This window comes from Pseudomonas sp. M47T1, assembly GCF_000263855.1.
Classification (GTDB): Bacteria; Pseudomonadota; Gammaproteobacteria; order Pseudomonadales; family Pseudomonadaceae; genus Aquipseudomonas.
In genome coordinates, this window is the sequence record NZ_AJWX01000026.1 from 44,918 (window position 1) to 65,303 (window position 20,386).

20 protein-coding genes are annotated in these 20,386 nt (G+C 64.8%); 17 read left to right on the forward strand and 3 right to left on the reverse strand.

Annotated elements, in window-relative coordinates; translation table 11 throughout:
- Positions 1 to 11: 11 nt before the first annotated feature.
- Positions 12 to 503, reverse strand: a complete 492-nt coding sequence (locus PMM47T1_RS22585) for a DUF3237 domain-containing protein (RefSeq protein WP_008373408.1) — start codon at positions 501 to 503, stop codon at positions 12 to 14.
- A 105-nt stretch (positions 504 to 608) separates the two neighbouring features.
- Here PMM47T1_RS22585 and PMM47T1_RS22590 point away from each other — a divergent pair, with 105 nt between their 5' ends.
- A complete protein-coding gene (locus tag PMM47T1_RS22590; protein WP_157213069.1) occupies positions 609 to 2,237 on the forward strand; it encodes a tannase/feruloyl esterase family alpha/beta hydrolase in 1,629 nt (542 codons plus the stop codon).
- A 142-nt stretch (positions 2,238 to 2,379) separates the two neighbouring features.
- Here the strand turns inward: PMM47T1_RS22590 and PMM47T1_RS22595 are convergent, their stop codons facing one another.
- Positions 2,380 to 3,636 (reverse strand): OprD family outer membrane porin, encoded by a 1,257-nt coding sequence (locus PMM47T1_RS22595; RefSeq protein ID WP_008373410.1) that lies wholly within the window; start codon positions 3,634 to 3,636, stop codon positions 2,380 to 2,382.
- A 190-nt stretch (positions 3,637 to 3,826) separates the two neighbouring features.
- Here PMM47T1_RS22595 and PMM47T1_RS22600 point away from each other — a divergent pair, with 190 nt between their 5' ends.
- The 4 genes from PMM47T1_RS22600 (at position 3,827) to PMM47T1_RS29945 (ending at position 7,152) form a co-directional block, all read left to right on the forward strand.
- The gene (locus tag PMM47T1_RS22600) at positions 3,827 to 4,390 is read left to right on the forward strand and encodes a GNAT family N-acetyltransferase (RefSeq protein ID WP_008373412.1); all 564 of its coding nucleotides are present in this window, start codon (positions 3,827 to 3,829) and stop codon (positions 4,388 to 4,390) included.
- A gap of 204 nt (positions 4,391 to 4,594) precedes the next feature.
- A complete protein-coding gene (gene ppnN, locus PMM47T1_RS22605) occupies positions 4,595 to 5,971 on the forward strand; it encodes a nucleotide 5'-monophosphate nucleosidase PpnN (protein ID WP_008373414.1) in 1,377 nt (458 codons plus the stop codon).
- A gap of 504 nt (positions 5,972 to 6,475) precedes the next feature.
- Positions 6,476 to 6,733, forward strand: a complete 258-nt coding sequence (locus tag PMM47T1_RS22610; protein WP_008373415.1) for a hypothetical protein — start codon at positions 6,476 to 6,478, stop codon at positions 6,731 to 6,733.
- Positions 6,734 to 6,831: 98 nt separating this feature from the next.
- On the forward strand, positions 6,832 to 7,152 hold the full coding sequence (locus PMM47T1_RS29945; protein ID WP_008373416.1) for a YMGG-like glycine zipper-containing protein: 321 nt from the start codon (positions 6,832 to 6,834) through the stop codon (positions 7,150 to 7,152).
- A gap of 64 nt (positions 7,153 to 7,216) precedes the next feature.
- On the opposite strand, the gene PMM47T1_RS22620 is transcribed toward PMM47T1_RS29945, so the two are convergent.
- The gene (locus PMM47T1_RS22620; protein ID WP_008373423.1) at positions 7,217 to 7,891 is read right to left on the reverse strand and encodes a DUF3313 domain-containing protein; all 675 of its coding nucleotides are present in this window, start codon (positions 7,889 to 7,891) and stop codon (positions 7,217 to 7,219) included.
- A gap of 381 nt (positions 7,892 to 8,272) precedes the next feature.
- Here PMM47T1_RS22620 and PMM47T1_RS22625 point away from each other — a divergent pair, with 381 nt between their 5' ends.
- From PMM47T1_RS22625 to PMM47T1_RS22680, 12 genes are read left to right on the forward strand one after another with little or no spacing between them, the layout of a single operon-like run.
- Complete coding sequence (locus PMM47T1_RS22625) at positions 8,273 to 8,869, forward strand: paraquat-inducible protein A (protein WP_008373425.1); 597 nt, start codon at positions 8,273 to 8,275, stop codon at positions 8,867 to 8,869.
- A complete protein-coding gene (locus PMM47T1_RS22630; protein ID WP_008373431.1) occupies positions 8,866 to 9,501 on the forward strand; it encodes a paraquat-inducible protein A in 636 nt (211 codons plus the stop codon). The genes PMM47T1_RS22625 and PMM47T1_RS22630 overlap by 4 nt, the downstream gene beginning before the upstream one ends.
- Positions 9,491 to 11,131 (forward strand): PqiB family protein, encoded by a 1,641-nt coding sequence (locus PMM47T1_RS22635; RefSeq protein WP_008373433.1) that lies wholly within the window; start codon positions 9,491 to 9,493, stop codon positions 11,129 to 11,131. Before PMM47T1_RS22630 ends, PMM47T1_RS22635 begins: the two co-directional genes overlap by 11 nt.
- Positions 11,128 to 11,697, forward strand: coding sequence for a PqiC family protein (locus PMM47T1_RS22640; RefSeq protein WP_008373435.1), 570 nt, complete (start codon positions 11,128 to 11,130; stop codon positions 11,695 to 11,697). Before PMM47T1_RS22635 ends, PMM47T1_RS22640 begins: the two co-directional genes overlap by 4 nt.
- Before the next feature lie 25 nt (positions 11,698 to 11,722).
- Positions 11,723 to 13,045 (forward strand): OmpP1/FadL family transporter, encoded by a 1,323-nt coding sequence (locus tag PMM47T1_RS22645; RefSeq protein WP_008373437.1) that lies wholly within the window; start codon positions 11,723 to 11,725, stop codon positions 13,043 to 13,045.
- Between the two features lie 31 nt (positions 13,046 to 13,076).
- Positions 13,077 to 14,051, forward strand: a complete 975-nt coding sequence (locus PMM47T1_RS22650; protein ID WP_008373439.1) for an AAA family ATPase — start codon at positions 13,077 to 13,079, stop codon at positions 14,049 to 14,051.
- A complete protein-coding gene (locus PMM47T1_RS22655) occupies positions 14,048 to 14,983 on the forward strand; it encodes a DUF58 domain-containing protein (protein WP_008373442.1) in 936 nt (311 codons plus the stop codon). Before PMM47T1_RS22650 ends, PMM47T1_RS22655 begins: the two co-directional genes overlap by 4 nt.
- A complete protein-coding gene (locus PMM47T1_RS22660; RefSeq protein WP_008373448.1) occupies positions 14,980 to 15,471 on the forward strand; it encodes a DUF4381 domain-containing protein in 492 nt (163 codons plus the stop codon). The genes PMM47T1_RS22655 and PMM47T1_RS22660 overlap by 4 nt, the downstream gene beginning before the upstream one ends.
- Complete coding sequence (locus PMM47T1_RS22665; protein ID WP_008373451.1) at positions 15,458 to 16,471, forward strand: vWA domain-containing protein; 1,014 nt, start codon at positions 15,458 to 15,460, stop codon at positions 16,469 to 16,471. The genes PMM47T1_RS22660 and PMM47T1_RS22665 overlap by 14 nt, the downstream gene beginning before the upstream one ends.
- Positions 16,452 to 18,035 (forward strand): VWA domain-containing protein, encoded by a 1,584-nt coding sequence (locus PMM47T1_RS22670; RefSeq protein WP_008373453.1) that lies wholly within the window; start codon positions 16,452 to 16,454, stop codon positions 18,033 to 18,035. Before PMM47T1_RS22665 ends, PMM47T1_RS22670 begins: the two co-directional genes overlap by 20 nt.
- Entirely contained in the window at positions 18,032 to 19,345 is a 1,314-nt protein-coding gene (locus PMM47T1_RS22675; RefSeq protein WP_008373455.1) for a BatD family protein, read from the forward strand. Before PMM47T1_RS22670 ends, PMM47T1_RS22675 begins: the two co-directional genes overlap by 4 nt.
- Positions 19,342 to 20,367: an HAD family hydrolase gene (locus tag PMM47T1_RS22680; RefSeq protein WP_008373457.1), complete on the forward strand. Its 1,026-nt coding sequence runs from the start codon at positions 19,342 to 19,344 to the stop codon at positions 20,365 to 20,367. Before PMM47T1_RS22675 ends, PMM47T1_RS22680 begins: the two co-directional genes overlap by 4 nt.
- The last annotated feature ends 19 nt before the right edge of the window (positions 20,368 to 20,386 follow it).

Below are 20,386 nucleotides of genomic sequence, written 5' to 3' on the forward strand. Positions count from 1 at the left end.
TCAGGCGGGGTTCAGCGCACCCGGTAGACCTTGACCAACACCGCCTCCCTCTGAGGCTTGAGGCTGGTGAGGCTGCCCACGTACACCGCCTGGTTCAACCAGGCGTACGGCCCCTGCGGCGCCTGGATATTGAGAGTGGAAAACGCGTAGCGATCACTGCCCGTCCCATGCACCAGCACCTGGTTGCGCACGGTCAGCACGGCGCCGTCGTCAGTCTGCATCTCGTACACGGCATCCAGCTGCTTGACGCCATCGGCGCGCAATAACTGCCGATCTGCCCCGCCCCCCAGTACCTTGCCCTTCAAGCCTGCGCCGTGGAATTCACCGCCGGTGATGGGTACCCGGAAGCGCTCGCCCAAGGGCCCTTTGCCCAGGGTTTCGCGGGGGGCGATGTCGATCACCGCTTCATACACAGGTTCCAGTGCGGGCGCAGGGTCGGCGGCGCGCGCCAGGGCAACAGGCAGCAAAAGGCTTACGGCGAGCAACAGAGGGTAACGGCGCATGGGATCATCCTTTGATGTTGTTGCAGGAAAGCAGGTTGACCAGCAAACTAGTTAATAGTATTAACCATATTGCTGACCCTACGACAACAACAAAAGGAATTTCCCGTGAAGCGATCGCTCGCTCCCGTTTCGACACTGGCGTTGCTCAGCCTGTGCGCGAGCCTGCCCGTGCTGGCCGATGACGCCCAACGCTGCACCGCCCTGAGCAGCAACGACCCGGCCGTCAGCCTCAGCCTGCACCAGTGGGTAGCGGCCGGCCAGTTGCCCCAGGCCAACCCTGGGCGCGCGGCATTGACCGGCGCCGCCCTGAGCAAGGCGGCCATGCCCGCGCATTGCCTGGTGCAAGGCGTGATCGGGGCGCGTACCGGCGCTGACGGCCAGGCCTACGGCAGCCATTTCGAATTGCGCCTGCCCAGCCCGTGGAACGGCCGGTTCCTGTTCCAGGGCGGCGGCGGCATGGATGGCGTGGTGGGCCAGGCGCTGGGCGCCATTCCGTTTCGCGGTGCCAGCGCCCTGCCCGCGCTGGACCGCGGTTATGCGGTGGTGGTCACCGATTCCGGGCACACCGGCAAGGACAACAGCGACGCGCGTTTCGGCCTCGATCAGCAAGCGCGCCTGGACTATGCCTACGCCGCCATCGGCAGCGTCACGACTCAGGCCAAGGCGTTGATCCTGGCGTATTACGGCAAGGCGCCCCGGCACAGCGTGTTCATGGGCTGCTCCAACGGTGGACGCTCGGCGCTGATGGCTGCGCAACGCTACCCCACCCAGTTCGACGGCATCATCGCCGGCAACCCTGGCCTGCGCCTGAGCCGAGCCGCCGTGGCACAGGCCTGGGACACCCAGGCCTTCAGCCGCGTGGCACCGCGCACCGCCGAGGGCCAGCCGATCCTGGCCCAGGCCTTGACCCAGGCCGACCAGGACCTGATTGCCAAGGCCGTGCTGGCGCGCTGCGACGGGCTGGACGGGCTCAAGGACGGCAGTATCGACGCCATGAGCCACTGCCGTTTCGACCCTGCCGTGCTGGCCTGTGCGGCGGGCCAGGCCTCGGGCTGCCTGAGCCAGGCCAAGGTCGACGCCCTGCACGCCGTGTTCAATGGCGCCCATGACAGTCACGGCCAGGCGTTGTACAGCGACTGGCCCTGGGACGCCGGCATTGCCTCCGATGGCTGGCGCGTGTGGAAACTGGGCACCAGCGCCACCGCCAAGGCCAACGCGCGCAATGCCACGCTGACGCCAGGTTCCCTGGGGTATTATTTCATGACACCGGCGCAGCCCCACCTGGACATGAGCCAGTTCAATTTCGACCAGGCGGTCGAAACCACCGCGCAGACCGGCGCCATCAACGATGCCGTGGCTACTCAGTACAGCACCTTCACCCGGGGCGGTGGCAAGTTGCTGGTGGTACAGGGCAACAGCGACCCGGTGTTCTCCGCCAATGACCTGCGCCGCTACTGGGCGCAATTGACGTCCGATAACGGCGGCCGCCCGCAGACCGAGCAATGGGCCCGGCTGTTCATGGTGCCCGGCATGACCCATTGCGGCGACGGCCCGGCGCTGGATGATTTCGACCCTTTGACCGCGATGGAAACCTGGCAGGACAAACAGCAACCGCCCGCCCGGCTGATGGCCCGTGGCAGCGCGTTCCCGGGGCGTGTGCGGCCGCTGTGCGCCTACCCGCAGGAAGCCCATTATCAGGGCCATGATGACGTGTTTGCCTGCCAGGAGCCCTAGGCTCTGTAGCGCCCACAAGGTTTGCACCTTCAGATGCAGCCGCTGCCGCCAGGCGGCGCGGGCCACTGGCCACGCTGGAGATCTCCAGCGCCCATCAGGGCCAGCACAGCCTGCGGCAGCGGCTACCCCGTGCACTGCGCCATCAGAACAGCTTGATCGGGTAGCCTACGGTCAACCGCGTCTCGTCCAGGCTGCTCTGGAACGTTGAGCGCAGGCTGTACAGGCTCACCGACACGCTCAGGTCGCGCCAGCGGCCGGACTGCACCACGTAGCGCATGTTGAAGTCACGCTCCCATTCGTGACCGTTCAGGGCGTTGCTGCGCTGCACATCCCAACCATGGATGTACTTGGCACTGGCCACCAGGCCGGGCACGCCGCTGGCGGCAAAATCGTAGTCGTAGCGCACCTGCCAGGAACGCTCGTGGGCATAGCCGAAGAGGTTGTTGACGTGGTTGGTCATCACCGTGGGGCTGTCCTGCAGCCCGACAAAATCGTCCTTGCCGAACAACCGCTGGTAGCCCAGCAGGAACGTGTGCCCCGACTGCCGCCAACTGAGCCCGGTGTAACCGGCACGGTTGTCAAGGTGGCCGGCCTTGGCCGCCCCCTGTTCGGTGCTCACGTACCAACCCCAGTCCAGGCGCAGCATACCATTGCCCATGGGCTGGTCGTAGGTGAAGCGGTACAGGTCCTGGGCGTAGATGTCCTTCAATTCGGCGTGCCAGTAAGCCAGTTGCAGGCGCCCGTCCACCAGGTGGAACTCGCTGCCCAGGTATTCGAAATAATCGCCGTCGATGCTGCTGCCGTGCATGTGCAGCTTTTCCTGATGGGTGGAGTCCCGGTTGCTGAAGGTGTCCAGGTGCCCGCCATACAAGGTGGCCCACTTAACCGGGTCTGACACCGCCGTGGTGCCCACGTAGGTCTGCGGCAACAGCCGTGCGTCATTGGTGCGTACCACCGGTGTGCTGGGCATCTGTTCGCCCACCTTCACCAGCGTATGGAAACCCTTGAACTTGACCGCCCCGCCCAGCCGCCCGTATTCGGCGGGTGCGCCACTGGCCGTCTTGGGCAACAACCCGGAACCGGCGGTACCCGGGCCGCTGTCCAGGCGCACGCCCCACTTGCCGACGACCTCCACGGCCACGCCGACAACGCCTGGGGTAAAGCCCGAACTGCCTTGCAGGATGAAGCCTTCGGCCCACTCCTGGCGCTTGTTCTGGCTGGCATCGCTGTTCTTGAAATTACCCTGGTAAAACGCGTTGCGGGTATTGAGGGTAGCGGTGGCATCGTCGAGCAAACCCTCGGCGTGCACCCACCCGCCGGGTGCAAGGCAGCCCACACTGAAGGTGACGGCCAGGGTGCAGACGCACTGCGGCCTGCGCGGCATGAAAGGCTTTGCCATGGGGGATCTGACTCCGTTTATTGTTTTTGTCGGAACACGGTCGAGCACGCTCGACACCCACGGAGTATGAACAACCGATTAACATTATTAACCATTAATAACATTAACTGTTCGCTGATCGCCCGCTATGTGGTCGGCGGCCGCGAAGCGGGCTGGTACACTGCCTCATCGCTTTTGCCCAAGGACTGCCATGATCCACTTCCGCCCCATGACCGACGCTGACTTCGAAGCGTTCTGGCCCACCTTCCAGGCCGTGGTTGCCGCCCGCGAAACCTATGCCTATGACCCGGCCGTCACGACTGAGCAGGCTCGCCAGTTGTGGATGGGCCTGCCCCTGCACACGCTGGTGGCCGAGGAAGACGGCGTGCTGCTGGGCAGTTATTACCTGAAGGCCAACGCCGCCGGCCCCGGCAGCCACGTGTGCAACTGTGGCTACATGGTGACCGAGGCCGCCCGCGGCCGTGGCGTGGCGCGGCTGATGTGCGAACACTCGCAGCAATTGGCACGGGACAGCGGCTTCCAGGCCATGCAGTTCAACTCGGTAGTGGCCACCAACGAGGTGGCTGTGGCGCTGTGGACCAAGCTTGGCTTCGACACCGTGGGGCGCCTGCCCAAGGCCTACCGGCACGCCCGCCTGGGCCTGGTGGACTGCCTGGTGATGTACAAGTGGCTGGCCGTCGAAGCCCCGCAGCCGATGCTGATTGGCCGCAAGAACATCGAATCGGTGGTCTCGCGCCCACGTCGCAAGCCCTGACGATTCAAGCGGCGAAGGACAAATTTGATAAACCCCGGCATTGATGCCACTCTCGGGTTATCCGGTTTTTTCACTCATCGTCATCCGGCTAAAAGGGAGGCTTTTCTTCTGTCGTGCAGCAGTACCGGCCCATGCCAGGCCGGATTCAGACCGTTTGAATGAAGCCAGCCGCGGCTTGGCTCCATTGCTCTCAAGGAATGTGCAATGACTCAACAACGCCACGTAATCAATGCATCCGTCAGCCCCAAGGGCAGCCTGGAAACCCTGTCACAACGCGAAGTGCAGCAACTGAGCGAAGCGGGTTCGGGCAGCATCTACACCCTCTTCCGCCAGTGCGCGCTGGCTATCCTCAATACCGGCGCCCACATCGACAATGCCAAGACCATCCTGGACGCCTACCAGGACTTTGAAGTGCGCATCCACCAGCAGGACCGCGGCGTTCGCCTGGAACTGCTCAATGCCCCCGCCGACGCCTTCGTCGACGGCGAGATGATTGCCAGTACCCGCGAAATGCTCTTCAGCGCCCTGCGCGACATCGTCTACACCGAGAACGAGCTGGACAGTTCGCGCATCGACCTCAGTACCTCGCAAGGCATCACCGACTATGTCTTCCACCTGCTGCGCAACGCCCGCACCCTGCGTGCCGGCGTCGAGCCGAAGATGGTGGTGTGCTGGGGTGGCCACTCCATCAACAGCGACGAATACAAGTACACCAAGAAAGTGGGCCACGAACTGGGCCTGCGTAAACTGGACATTTGCACCGGTTGCGGCCCTGGCGTGATGAAGGGGCCGATGAAGGGCGCCACCATTGCCCACGCCAAGCAACGCATGAGCGGTGGCCGCTACCTGGGCCTGACCGAGCCCGGCATCATTGCCGCCGAAGCGCCCAACCCGATTGTCAACGAACTGGTAATCCTGCCCGACATCGAAAAGCGCCTGGAAGCCTTCGTGCGTGTGGGCCACGGCATCATCATTTTCCCCGGTGGCGCTGGCACGGCCGAAGAGTTCCTGTACCTGCTGGGCATTCTGATGCACCCGGACAACGCCGGCCTGCCGTTCCCGGTGGTACTGACCGGGCCACGCAGCGCAGCGCCGTACCTGGAGCAACTGCACGCCTTCGTCGGCGCCACCCTGGGCGAAGCGGCGCAGCGTCACTACCAGATCATCATCGATGACCCGGTGGAAGTGGCCCGGCACATGACCCAGGGCCTGAAGGACGTGAAGCTGTTCCGTCGCGAGCGCAACGACGCCTTTCACTTCAACTGGCTGCTGAAGATCGAGGAAGGCTTCCAGCGCCCCTTCGACCCTACCCACGCCAACATGGCCAGCCTGCAACTGAGCCGCAGCCTGCCGCCCCACGAACTGGCCGCCAACCTGCGCCGTGCGTTCTCCGGCATCGTCGCCGGCAACGTCAAGGACAAGGGTATCCGCCTGATCGAGAAACATGGGCCGTACGAGATCCACGGCGACGCCGAGATCATGCAACCCCTGGACCGCCTGCTGAACGCCTTCGTGGAACAGCACCGGATGAAACTGCCCGGCGGCGCGGCCTACGTGCCCTGCTACCGTGTAGCCCAGTAACCGGCGCAGCCTCACGGCCGCTGCCACCCCCCCGGAGCTGCCCCTAGGCCGGCGCTTCGGGGCGGCCATCCGCCGCCAGGCTGCGAAAAGGTCAGCAGGATCTTCAGCCGTGTCATGTCCATCGCGGGCCCGCAGTGCAGGCCTTCGCAGCCTGCGGCAGCTCCGGAGGCAGGATGGGCGATGTATCAATTGCATCGATAACCACCATCGCACGCATCGTCTTCCGCTCAACCACCAGCGGCGTACCATCACTCCCATACACCACGTATCGGGAGGACCTGACCATGTTCATTCACCTGCTAACCTGCCTGGCATTGACCGCCGTCACCCTGCATCTGTTCGTGCTTCGCGTGGTGGACATGGCGCGCGCCGCCACCACTAGCAACTAGCCATCAGCGCGCACATGCAAAATCGTTCACTTGAGTTTCACCCGCGCGGGCTCGAAGCTCAGCCCAAGCCGATATCGACCGTGTCGATGATTGCCACTGCCCCGGAGCCTGCCCGATGATCCGTCCTGTCACCCTGCATGTCAGTTTTCCCCGCTTCGGCAAAAACTATTACGTACAAGACGTGGTGTCGCGCAAGGCACCGCTGCAGCTTATTTCCAACAACGGCTTCGACTCGGTGCTGATGCCCCAGGCCACCCAGCATTTCAGCAATGAAGTGGTAGGGCTGAACGATCAGTTCCGCTTTCTCAACAACATCCTCGTCGCCCATTTGCTCGATACGTCGAACGGTACCCGCGGCAGCGCGCACGCTTGAGCCGTTGCCAGCATTTGTAATGATTTGGATACCTTGATTAGCTTGCTATCCATTCAGCCCCTTCGCAGAATTACGCCCCTTTTCAATGAGTTAATGAAATGCGCATTCTTTCCGCCCTGGTACTTTCCCTGAGCCTGTGCAGCACCGCCGCCCTGGCCAATGACGTGGTCGGCGCTGTCGTCGGCGCCGCTGGCGGCGCAGTGGTCGGCAACCAGGTAGGCGGCACCCAGGGTGCAGTCATCGGCGGCGTGGCCGGTGGCGTGTTGGGCGTGGCCGTTTCCAGCCTGCTGGATCACGACCACGGCGGTCATCACCACGACCACGGCGGCCCGGCCCCGATGCCCATGCACGGCGGCCCTGGCCCAGGCCACGGCCCGGAGCACTACCATCACGAAGGCGAAGGCGGCCCACGCCCCTGATGAAAAAACCCGGCGAAAGCCGGGTTTTTTATGATCGCTGCGTCGGGCCCAAGGGCGATATCGATCACCCCCCCGACTTCACCTTGTCAAACGACTTGTGAATATCATCGGCCCAGCCATCGAGCACCGCCTTGGCGTCTGCTGCGGTCATCACGGTCTTGCTGTTCTCCAGGTTTTCGCCAGTCCCCTTGCGCACCACCTGAGCCACTACCTGGTTGGTGCCGCCATCGAGCACGGCCACTTCGGTGGCAATGGTGGTGGTCTGGTCACGGCCGCCCGCTGCGGTGTTTACCGCCGAGGCTACCAAGGCAATGGGCAGCACTTCATAGGGCTGGAAGCCTTCGTTTTTGCTGCTGACCGCGGTAATGGCCGGCCGCACAACCAGCACGCCCGGGCCAGGGCCGCTCGCCAATGGCAATGATTTGCCAAGTTCGCGCTGCAAGGCCTGGTCGTAGTAGTGAGTAATGCCCTGCAACGTGCTCAACGGAATTTGCGCGGTGGGTTTGGGTGCGGGATAAAGCTGGCTCGGCTCCACATAAATGCTGGTGTAGTTCGACGCTTTTATCTTCGGATCAATCCAGCGCATCACCGTCGCCCCGCTGGGGGTCTTGTCTTCTTTCAGTCGGCTGTAATCTTTTAAAAAGCCTGAATATTCCTCTGGCGGCGTTACCGTGCTGGCGCAGCCGGCGAGTACGACCGTGGTGATACATAGCGAGCTAACCAATAGTGAAAACTTCATTCTGCAGCTCCTTTGGTGTTCCTTGGCGACTGCCTGGGCCGAAGAAGCCCGACGGCTTGCCGACGTGATGATAATTACTGCCTGCACTCCACTGCTGCTCCTGCGAGCCACGGTAGGTATAGCCTAACTTTCGAATTATCAAAAAAAGCATTTGAGCGGTTTTCACTGCCCGTGATCATTTAGCCAACGGGACAGCCTGCGCGGGCTCGGCTGCAGGCACTTGTTTGCCACTGGTATCGCGAGTTGGAATAATATTTATAACCAAGTCTTTGCAGCCGTTCGCCCCCCCGATTTCGGGCCCGTGCACTTGCCGATTCCGAAAGCGCTTCTATATTCACAGTCGACAACATGAACTAAATGACCGCCGAGCCGAGAAATCTCATGGATGGAACGCGCCCGCTCATTATCTGCGAATATTGTGATTCGGTTCACGACAGTGCGTTATTACGCCGGCATCAGAAGGCTATATGCCACTGTTGTGGCGCGGTTATTCAACGCCATGTTTCCATGACCCTGCAACAGCGCTTGGCGCTGTGCATGACGGCGGCCGTACTGTTGGCATTCGCCAACTTCTACCCGGTAATGAGCATCAACTTGAAAGGCCTGCACAACTCCGCAACTCTGTGGGATTCGGTGCGCGCACTGAGCGAAGGGCCTATAACTTTCATTGCACTAGTGGCCGGTGTAGCGATCATTATTGCGCCTGTGCTGCAAGTAGCCTTACTGCTGTGGGTGATCTCCTTCGCCCTGGCCGGCATGCGCTGCCCGGCGTTTGCCGGGTGCATGCGGGCGCTGGAGGCGTTGCGCCCCTGGAGCATGCTTGAGGTGTGCCTGTTGGGCAGTCTGGTGGCGGTGATCAAACTGGCCGGCCTGCTGGACGTGGTGCCCGGCATGGGCCTGGCTGCCCTGGCGGCGCTGAGCGTGCTGATGATCAAGATCGCGGGCAAGGATATTCGCCTGCTGTGGGAACTGACGTGAGCCGCCAGCCCAAGGCCGCCGACCTGGACCTGTGCCTGTGCCACGGTTGTGGGCAGGCCTGCGCCATGCACGAGCAGCCGCACCACTGCCCGCGCTGCGGCGCGGCGCTGCACCGGCTCAAGCCCGAGTCACTGGCGCGCACCTGGGCATACCTGGCCGCGGCGCTGATCTTCTACGTGCCGGCCAACCTGCTGCCGGTGATGAACACCAGCCTGCTGGGCCAGGGCGAAGACAGCACCATCATCACCGGTGTGCTGGAGTTCTGGGACGCCGGCGCCTGGGACATCGCCTCCATCATTTTCATCGCCAGCATCGGCGTGCCCGCCATCAAGTTCTGCGCCCTGATTTTGCTGCTGGTGACCGCCCAGCGCCGCAGCCAGTGGGCCTGCCGCCAACGCTCAAAACTGTTCCGTTTCGTCGAGCTGGTTGGCTACTGGTCGATGCTGGACGTGATGGTGGTGGCGCTGGTGGCCTCGCTGGTGAAGTTCCAGGCGCTGGGCACCATCGAGCCCCGCGCCGGCATCCTGTTCTTCGGCATGGTGGTGGTCTTCACCATGCTGGCGGCCATGAGTTTCGACCCACGCCTTATCTGGCAGAACACCCCGGCACCGGAGATCCTGGATGAACCCTGAGCCCACGCAGGACCGCCCACGTTCGGGCGAGGTCAAGACGTCGCGACGCTGGAGCGTATCACTGGTATGGATCGTGCCGATCATTGCCTTGCTGGTAGGCATTTCTCTGGTCATCCACGACCGCATGCAGGCCGGCCCGGTGATCACCATCACCTTCAAGACCGGCGAAGGCCTGACCGCCGACAAGACCGAGGTGCGCTACCGCAATGTGGTCATCGGCCATGTGGCGGCAGTGGAGCTGAGCGAGGACGAAAAAAGCGTCACGGCCACGGTGAAACTGGTCAAGCGCGCGGTCAACTTCACCCGCAAGGACGCCAAGTTCTGGGTGGTGCGGCCGCGTATCGGCGCGGGCGGCATTTCCGGCGTAGACACCCTGCTGTCAGGTGATTTCATCGGCGCCGACTCCGGCACCGCGAACGAAACGACCCATGACTTCATCGGCCTGGAAGTGCCGCCGCCCATCACCTACGGCGAGCCGGGCAAGCGCTTTACCCTGCACACCCGCGACCTGGGCTCGCTGGACATCGGCTCGCCGGTGTACTTCCGCAAGATCCCGGTGGGCCAGGTGGTGGCGTACACCCTGGAGGGCAACGGCAAGGGCGTGGACATCGAGGTGTTCGTCAAGGCGCCCAACGACGCCTTCGTCACCGCCAACACGCGCTTCTGGAACGCCAGCGGCATCGACATCGGCATTGGCGCCAACGGCTTCACGGTCAAGACAGAATCGCTGTCCTCGGTGCTGGTGGGCGGCATTGCCTTCGGCACACCGGAGTTTGGCCAGGACAGTGCGCCGGCCGAGGCTGGCCAGGGTTTCACACTGATGGGCGATGAACAGACCGCCCTGGCCCCACCCCCGGGCAAGGCGCAGTACATGAACCTGCGTTTCAACCAGTCGCTGCGTGGCCTCAAGGTTGATGCCCCAGTGGAGTTCCAGGGCGTGGAAATCGGCAAGGTGGTGTCAGTCAACCTCGATTTCGACCTGAAGACCGAGAGTTTCCCGATCATCGTCGGCATCGTCATTTACCCACAAAGCCTGGGCCAGGCGCACACGCGCATGCTGGAGTTGCTCAAGCACGACCCCAACGACGAGCGCGGCACCATCGCCATCCTCCAGAGCTTCGTCGAGCACGGCCTGCGCGCCCAGGCCCGCAGCGGCAATGTCTTGACCGGGCAGTTGTACATCTCGCTGGACTTCTACCCCAAGGCCGACAAGGTCACCTTCGACGCCGATGCCCGGCCCATCATGCTGCCGACCATTCCCGGCAGCCTCGACCAATTGCAGGCCCAGTTGCAAACCATGGTGGAGAAAATCTCCAAGCTGCCCCTGGACCGCATCGCCAACAACCTGGACGGCAGCCTGAGTGAATTGCGGCGCAGCATCGGCCAGTTCAGCACCCAGACCTTGCCCTCTATCCAGAGCTCCCTGGCGGACGTGAGCAAAACCCTGAAGACCGCCAACTCGGCGCTGTCCGAGGACTCACCGCAGCGCGAACAGTTGGGCGAGGCCATCAAGGAACTGGGGCGCACTTCGCGCTCGTTGCGCGAACTCTCCGACTACCTGGGCCGCCACCCTGAATCCTTGATCCGCGGCCGGCCGAAAAACGCTCCGTACGAGGACCAGCAGCCATGAGTCAACGCCTGCGCACCACCCTTGCTCCCGCGTTGCTGTGCCTGTGCGCCGTGTTGGCGGGCTGTCGCAGCGCGCCGGTGCATTACCACACGCTGACACCGCTGTTGGGTGGCACGGCCCGCTCTGTGCAGCCCGGGGCCAACCTGGTGATTGAACGGTTCACCGTACCGCCCCAGGTCGACCGCGCGCAGATCGTGGTGCGCCAGGGCAACAATGGCCTGGCCATTCTGGAAACCGAATGGTGGGGTGCAAGCCTGGCCGATGAGCTGCAAAGCGCGCTGGTTGATCAGTTGAACCAGCACCCCATCAATGCCGGGCGGGCGTCATTGCGCGTGGACGTTCAGCGCTTTGACCTGGTGCCGGGGCGCTACGCCCTGATCGACGTCAAGTGGCGCCTGCGCACAGGCCGAGCCGATGACGACACCCGTATGCAAGTCAGTTGCCAAAGTGTGCTGCAGACGCCATCGGGTGACTCGGTGGAAGAGCTGGTGCAGGCCCAGCAGGGCAACGTAGAAAAAATCGCCTTGATGATCAGCGCCTCGGGGTCGGGCAAGTGCCCTTCCTGACGCGAACCCACAAGGATGATGCCCAATGACCGTCAAACACCACCACAAGACTCCTGTTTTCCGCCTCCTGGGCCTGCCGGGCGTGCTGGGCTGCACGCTGCTGGGCTCCACCTTGCTGGCCAGCCCCGCCTGGGCTGGCGGCATTCTGGTGTATGAAGCGGGCCAGGAAGGGGCCGGGCTGGCCAACGCCGGCGCCGCGGTGCTGGCCACCGACCCCAGCATCCTGATGAACAACCCCGCAGGCATCAGCCAGCTCAAGGGCACCCAACTGAACATGGACGCCCAGGTTATCCTCGGCGACATAACCTATTCACGCGACAGCGGCAACACGTTTTCCGGCGGCAACGGCGGCAACCCGCTGCCCTACTTTCCCGGCACCAGCCTGTTCATCAGCCACGAACTGGACGATCGCAACAGCATAGCCTTCGGCATGTACGGCAACTTCGGCCTGGCGCTGGACTACGACGATGACTGGGCCGGGCGCTACTTCACCCAGGAATCGGCCATTGTCGGCGTGTCATTCCAGCCCACCTACGCCTACAAGCTCACCGATGACCTGTCCATCGGCGTCGGGCCGCGCTTCATGTACGGCTACTACCGCACCGAAGTGGCGGTGAACAACAACGTGCTCGGCCTGGGCAACGCCCCGGACGGACAACTGGTGTACAAGGACGGCGACTGGGGCGTGGGCTACAACCTGGGCCTGCTGTATCGGCTCAACGAACGCGTGCAACTGGGCCTGGCCTACACCAGCAAGATCGACCTCAAGTTTCGCGACAGCCCCACGCTCAAGCACATCACCAACCCGCTGCTCAACGTGGCGCTCAATCGCCTGGACGTGGATCAGTTGAAGGTCGACATGACCGTGCCGCAGACGGTGTTGGCCAGTGCCTCGTACAAAATCGATGACCAGTGGACGTTGCTGGGCAGCCTCAACTGGCAGGACTGGAGCCAGTTCGGAAAGATCGGCGTGGAAGTCGACAGCAACGCCGCCGGCACCTCCACCACGGTCGACCGCAAATACCGCGACACCTACCACGCCTCCGTGGGCGCGCAGAACCAGATCAACGCCAAGTGGCGCTGGAACGTCGGCGTGGCCTACGACTCATCGGCCGTGGACGACAAGGACCGCACCGTCGACAACCCGATGAACCAGGCGTGGCGCTTCGCAACCGGGCTCAACTACGCCCTGGACGAGAACACCGACCTGCACCTCAACTACACCCTGATCTGGATGGGTGACATGGACGATGTGCAGACCAAGACCCGCTCCGGCGACAGCGTGTCCGGCGAATACCGCAACGCCATGCTGCACGTGATCGGCGGCGGCGCGGTATGGCGTTTCTAGCCGGCCGGGCCCTTTTGAACAAGGAGTTTTCATGACAGCGCTCGACGACCTCAACGCACTGCAGGCCAGCATTGCCCAAGCCGTGCTGGGCCAGGACCAGGTGATTCGCCAGATTCTGCTGGGCCTGTTGGCCAACGGGCACCTGTTGCTCGAAAGCCTGCCGGGCCTGGCCAAGACCCGCACGGTCAAGGCCCTGGCCACGCACCTGGACGCTAAAATGAGCCGTATCCAGTTCACCCCGGACCTGCTGCCATCCGACATCACCGGCGCCGAGGTACTGCACCAGGTGCAGGGCCAGAACGAAATCCGCTTTCAGCCAGGGCCGCTGTTCGGCAACCTGATCCTGGCCGACGAGATTAACCGCGCCCCGGCCAAGGTCCAGGCGGCCTTGCTGGAGGCCATGGAAGAACGGCAAATCACCGTGGCCGGGCAAAGCCACCCGTTGCCGCCGTTATTCATCGTGGTGGCCACCCAGAACCCCATCGAACAGGAAGGCACCTACCCCCTGCCCGAAGCGCAGATGGACCGTTTCCTGATGAAGGTACTGCTCGATTACCCCAGCGCCGACCACGAAAGCCAGGTGCTGCGCTTGCTGCGTGCCGAGGAGATCGCCCAGGGCAACCCTTCATCCGCCCCGGCGCCGCTGGCCCAGGAGGTCATTTTTGCCGCGCGCCGCGAAGTCAGCAACGTGCACGTGGCCCCGGCCATCGACCGCTACGTGATTGACCTGGTCAACGCTACCCGTCTCCCCGCCGACTATGACCCCGACCTGGGCCGCTGGATCGCCCTGGGCGCCAGCCCGCGCGGGGGCATCGGCCTGGACCGCTGCGCCCGGGCCCATGCCTGGATGCAGGGCCAGGACTTCGTATCGCCCGACAACGTGCGCGCGGTGGTGCACCCGGTGCTGCGCCATCGCCTGCAACTGAGCTATGACGCGGTGGCCGACGGCATGACCGCAGACCGCGTGCTGGACCGGTTGCTGGACAGCGTGGCGATTGCGGCATGAATACCGACGGCCTGGTCTACGTGTCGCTGGCGCAACTGATGGCGCTGGAATTCAAGGCCCGTGGCCTGAGTTTCCTGGCGCGCCAGCCACGTGCCAGCCTGCTGGCCGGTGCGCATGCCTCACGCCTGCGCGGCCGTGGCCTGAATTTCGACGAGCTGCGCCGCTACCAGCCTGGTGACGACCTGCGCCATCTGGACTGGCGCGCCTCGATGCGCACCGGCAAACCGGTGGTGCGCACCTTTACCGAAGAGCGTGACCGCCCGGCGCTGATCCTGGTGGACCAGCGCATGTCGATGTTCTTCGGCTCGCACCGCAGCTTCAAATCCGCACTGGCCGCAGAGCTGGGCGCGCTGGCGGCGTGGATGGTGTTCCACGCCGGCGACCGGGTGGGCGGGCTGGTGTTCAACGACCAGCGCATCGACAGCGTGACGCCGCTGCGCAGCCGTGCGCGGGTGGAAGCCCTGTTCAGCCGTATGGTGGAACAGAACCAGGCGTTGCAGGCCAGCAACCCCGACGCGCAGAACGACAACCAACTGGACAAGGCGCTACAGCGCTGCCTGGCCCTGGCCGGCCACGACCATCTGATCTGCATCGTCAGCGACTTCGCCGGTGCCAGCGAGTTGACCCTGCAACTGCTGCGGCGCCTGACCGCCCACAACGACGTGATTGCCCTGCTGGCCTACGACCCACTGGCCCTCAACCTGCCCCGCAACGGCAAGGTGCTGGTGACCCAGGGCGACCTGCAAGTGGAACTGGCGATCAACCAGCGCCGCGTGCACCAGCCCCTGGGCGACTTCCTCAGCGGGCGGCTGGACGACGTCAGCACGCTGCTGCGCCGCAGCCAGGTGCCCTTGCTGAGCTTCAGCACCGCCATGGACGCGGCCGCGCAACTGCGCGCCGAACTTGGCAAAACCGCCAGGGCCCGGCCATGAACCCGAACATCCCGAGCATCGACCAATTGCAGGAGCTGGGCTTGCCTGCGCCCCTGCCCTATACCCCGCACACCTGGGGCTGGTGGGCCTTGCTGGGCGGCCTGGTGATGATCGCGGCGATCCTGAGCGCGCGTAAATACCGCCGTTGGCGGCGCGACCGTTATCGTCGAGAAGCCCTGCAACGCCTGGCGCTGCTGCGCCAGCGCAGCAGCGACCTGGCCGCGCTGCGCGAACTGCCCGAGCTGCTCAAGCGCGTGGCGCTGTCCATGCCCTCGGGCAACGCCCAGGTGGCCGGGCTGGGCGCCGCTGCCTGGCAGGGCTTTTTGCAGCACCACAGCCCCCAGGCGTTGCCCGCCGATTTCAGCCAGCAACTGGCGCAACTGGCCTATGCCCCGGACGCCGCCTTGCAGGCCCTGCCTGCGCAACGCCGACTGGCCCTGTTCGATACCTGCCAGCAATGGGTGGAGGGTCATCATGTGGCGGCTTGACTACCCCTGGTTGCTGGTGCTGCTACCGCTGGCGTGGCTGGGCTACCGCTACCTGCCCGCCTACCGCGAAGCCCGCAGCGCGGTGCGCGTGCCGTTCTTCCAGGCCATGAGCAAGGCCGTGGGTGCCCGGCCCATGGGCACCGGCAGCCGCCACAACCACTGGCAACTGCTGCTCAACGCGCTGGTGTGGGCATTGGTGCTGCTGGCGGTGGCACGCCCGGTGTTCGTGGAAAAGCCCATCGAACATCAACAACCGGTACGCGACCTGATGCTGGCCATCGACATCTCCCAGTCGATGCAAACCGAAGACTTCACCGACGCCAGCGGCCAGCAGACCGACCGCCTCAGTGCCGTGAAGCAGGTGGTGCACAGCTTCATCGACAAGCGCAAGGACGACCGCCTGGGCCTGGTGGTGTTCGGCAGCGGCGCCTACCCCCAGGCGCCCCTGACCCTGGACCACCGCAGCCTGTCGCTGCTGCTGGACGACACCGGCATCGGCATGGCCGGGCCCAACACCGCCATCGGCGATGCCATTGGCGTGAGCCTGAAGCTGCTGGACCAGGCCCACGAACCGGAAAAGGTGCTGATACTGCTCACCGACGGCAATGACACCAGCAGTGCCATCACCCCCGAACACGCGGCCCGCATGGCCGCCAGCAAGGGCGTGGTCATCCATACCATCGGCATTGGCGACCCGCACGCCTCGGGTGAAGCCAAGGTCAACCTGCCGGGGCTGGAGCAGATCTCGCAGATCACCGGCGGGCGCTTTTTCCGCGCCGAAGACCGCACCGCCCTGGACCAGGTGTACAGCACCCTCGACCAGTTGACCCCGCACCGGGTGAAAACCCTCAGCCACCAGCCCCAGCGCGAACTGTTCTACTGGCCGCTGGGCGTGGCCCTGGCGCTGCTGCTGGTGTACCACCTGTGTGCCCTGCTGCGCCCCCGGCTGGCCGTGGCCCGCCAGCGACAGGAGGGCCACGATGGACATCAACCTCAGTGACGTCCACTTCCTGCGCCCATTGTGGCTGCTGGTGATCGTGTTCGGCGCCCTGCTGCCGTTGCTGTGGCAGCGCACCCGGGCCCTGCAGCGCCGGCTGTTGTACGGCAACATCGCCGAGCACCTGCTGGCGCATCTGCTCATCACCCCCACGGACAACCAGCGCCTGCGCCCGGTGCACCTGCTCAGTGCCACGCTGATCCTCGGCGCTATCGCCGCCGCCGGCCCCACCTGGGAGCAGGACCGCCCCGACTTCGTGGAAAACCGCGCGCCGCTGATCATTGCCGTAGACCTGTCACCGTCCATGGACGCCAGCGACATCCAGCCCACGCGCCTGGAAGCTGCCAAGCACACCCTGCATGACCTGGTGGAGCGCCGCGCTGGCGCCCGTACCGGCTTGATCGCCTACGCCGGCAGCGCCCACCTGGTACTACCACCCACCGGTGACGCGGCCTTGCTGGACACCTTCATCCAGGCCCTGGGCACGGAGCTGATCGACAAGCCCGGCAAGAACATCGGTGCCGTCATTGACCTGGCCAAGCGCCTGCTTGACGCTGACCAGACACCAGGCAGCCTGCTGCTGGTGACTGACGGTGCCGAGCCGGGAGCCAATGCTGGCCTGGCCGCGCACCTGCAAGGCAGTGATCTGCAAGTGCTGGTACTGGCAGTGGGCAGCAGCGACGACGGTGTCATCCGCGACGCCAGCGGCCAGCCGCGCATGACCGCCAGCGGCCTGCCAGCCCTGGGCCATTTCGACCCCGCGGCCCTCAAGCAACTGGCCTCGGCCCTGGACGCGCCCCTGGGCAGCCTCACCCAGAACAACGACGACCTGGACTGGGTACAACTGCATGCCCAGCAGCACTTCGACCAGGTCAACGCCCAGCAACAGGCGCTGCACTGGAAAGACACCGGCTACTGGTGGTGCCTGCCTCTGCTGGCCCTGGTGCTGCTGGGGGTACGCAAAGGCTGGAGCGTGAACTGGATGGCCGCCCTGCTGCTGGCCACCGGCATCGGCTGGCCCGCCGCGCCCGCCCAGGCCAACGCCCTGGTGGATGCGTTCTTCACGCCTGACCAGCAGGGCCGCTGGGCCTTCGAGCATGAGCACTACCCCCAGGCCGCCGCGCTGTTCGTCGACCCCTACTGGAAAGGCATTGCCGCCTACCAGGCCGCCGACTTCGACCTGGCGCTGGCCACCTTCGCCCGGCTCGACAGCGCCCAGGCCTGGTTCTACGTGGGCAACATCCACGTGCGGCGCTTCAAGTTCGACGCCGCCATTGCCGCCTACCACGAAGCACTGAAACGCCAGCCGAACTTTGCCGAGGCATCCGCCAACCTGGCCCTGGCCCTGGCGTTGAAGAAAGACACCGAAAGCGCCGAGCAAAACGCCCCCGAGATCAAGCCCGACGAAGTGAAGATGGACAAGGCCGCCGGCAAGGGCCAGAGCAAGAAGGTCAAGACCCAGCAGGCGGCCTCCGACGACCTGTGGCTGCAAAACCTGAGCACCTCGCCGGCGAAATTCCTCAAGCAGAAATTCAGCTTGCAGGACCAGGCGGGGGACCGGCCATGACCCGCCTGGCGCCCCTTGCCCTGCTGGCCTGGCTGCTGAGCGCCGCAGCCGTGGCTGCACCGCCGCAACTGCGTGTGCACGCCCGATTGCAGCCGCCCAACGGGGTAATGGTCGGCGGCCTGGTGGAGCTGCAACTGGATATCCTCACCGACACCTGGTTCACCGACGCCCCCAGCCTGCCCCAGCTTTTGCTCGACAATGCGCTGGTGCTGCCGCCGGCCGGGCAGGCCGAACACTTGAATGAGCGTATCGACGGCCAGTCCTTCAATGGCATGCGTTACCGCTACCGCATTGCGCCCCAACGCGCCCAGGCCTTCGAGGTGCCCGCGCTGACCATACACGCCAGCCCGGCCCAGGCCGTGCAGGCAATGAGCGCGCAAAGCGAACCCCTGCACTTCAGCGCCCAGGCGCTTCCCGGTCAGCAGCCCGCCGTGGCGCCCGTGGTGGCCAGCGCCATGCGCCTGAGCCAACAGGTGGTGAACTCCATCACGCCGCTGAAAGTGGGTGACAGCATTACCCGTCAGCTGACCCTGCAGGCCGACGGCGCGCTGGCCATGACCCTGCCCGCCCCCGCGCTGGGCGACGTCGCCGGCCTGAGCCGCTACCCCAAGGCACCCCAGGTGACTAGCCTGGACGATGGCCGCGGCGACTTCCTGGGCGGCCAGCGCGTGGACACCGTGACCTACCGCATCGACCGCGCCGGCACCCATGTATTGCCGGCCGTGCGGGTCAATTGGTGGGACACCGGCACTCAACAGATGCGCACCGCGCAGGTACCCGCCGTGACCTTCGAAGCCGCTGCGGGCAGCGCCGGGCAACCGGTGTTCTCCCTGCGCGAGGACCTCAAGCGCCTGGGGCGCGGCAACCTGGTGCATGTGTCGCGTGGCTGGCTGTGGGCATTGGGGGTGTTGCTGGCGCTGATGCTACTGGCGTATGCCGGGCATTCCTTGCCACGTCGGCTATACCAGGCCTGGCACCGCCGGCGCCAGGCTCGCCAGCAAGCCTGGCAGCAATCACCCGAATACGCCTGGCAGCACATCGGCGCGCAACTGAGCGCCCGGCCGCCACAGTTAAGCGCGCTGTACCTGTGGCTGCGCCGCAGCCGGCTGGGCCTGGCCCTGGGCGCGGCCAGCCCGGACCTGCGTCCCGTGCTGCGCGCTTGCTACGGCCGCGCCGCCGCCACCCAGGCGGCGTTGCCAGCGCTGCGCCTGGGCTTGACGGCACTGCGCAACGACACCCGTCAGCAGCGCAGCGCCCCTGCCCCGGCGCTACGCCCGCTCAACCCTGTTCATGAGAAGGACCTGCCATGACCTATCGCATGCCCCCCACTCGCCAACGCTTCGTGCTGACCCTGCTGTTGGGCCTGCTGCTACCTGCTATGGCCCTGGCCGACGCCCCCCTGGCCTCGTGGAACGATGGCCCGGCAAAAAGCAGCATCGTGGCGTTTGTGCACGCCGTGACCGACCCCGGCAGCAAGCACTTCGTGCCCCCACCCGAGCGCATTGCCGTGTTCGACAACGACGGCACCCTGTGGAGCGAGCAGCCTGCCTATTTCGAGCTGATGTTCGCCTTCGACGAAATCAAGCGCAACGCCCCCCGGCACCCGGAATGGAAAACCACCCAGCCGTTCAAGGCCGTGCTGGAAAACGACCACAAGGCCCTGAGCGCCGCAGGCATGAACGGCCTCCTGAAAATTGTCGGCGCCACCCACACCGGCATGACCACCGAAGCCTTTGATGACGCCGCCAAAACCTGGCTCAGCCAGGCACGCCACCCCAAGACCGGCAAGCCGTACACCGAGATGATCTACCAGCCCATGCTGGAGTTGCTGGACTACCTGCGCAGCCAGGACTTCAAGACCTACATCGTCTCCGGCGGCGACACCGCGTTCATGCGGGCCTTCGCCGACCGGGTCTACGGCATCCCGCCCGAACAGGTGATCGGCACCACCTTTGTCACCGCTTTCCAGTACCAGGACGGCCATGCGCTGATCCAGCGCACGGCCAAACTGGCGCACAACGATGATGGCCCCGGCAAGCCGGAGAGCATCGACGCCATCATAGGTCGCCGGCCGATCCTGGCTTTCGGCAACTCCGACGGTGACCTGCAGATGCTGCAGTGGACCGCCGCAGGTACTGGCCAGCGATTCATGGGGCTGGTCCACCACACCGACGCCAAGCGCGAGTGGGCCTACGACCGCAGCTCCTCCATCGGCAAGCTGGACAAGGCCCTGGACGAGGCAAACCAGCGCGGCTGGACCGTGGTGGACATGGCAACCCAATGGCGGCGCGTCTACCCCGGTGACGCGCCCGAACCCGAGCTCGTGCAATAACAAAAGCGTAATGCAGGAC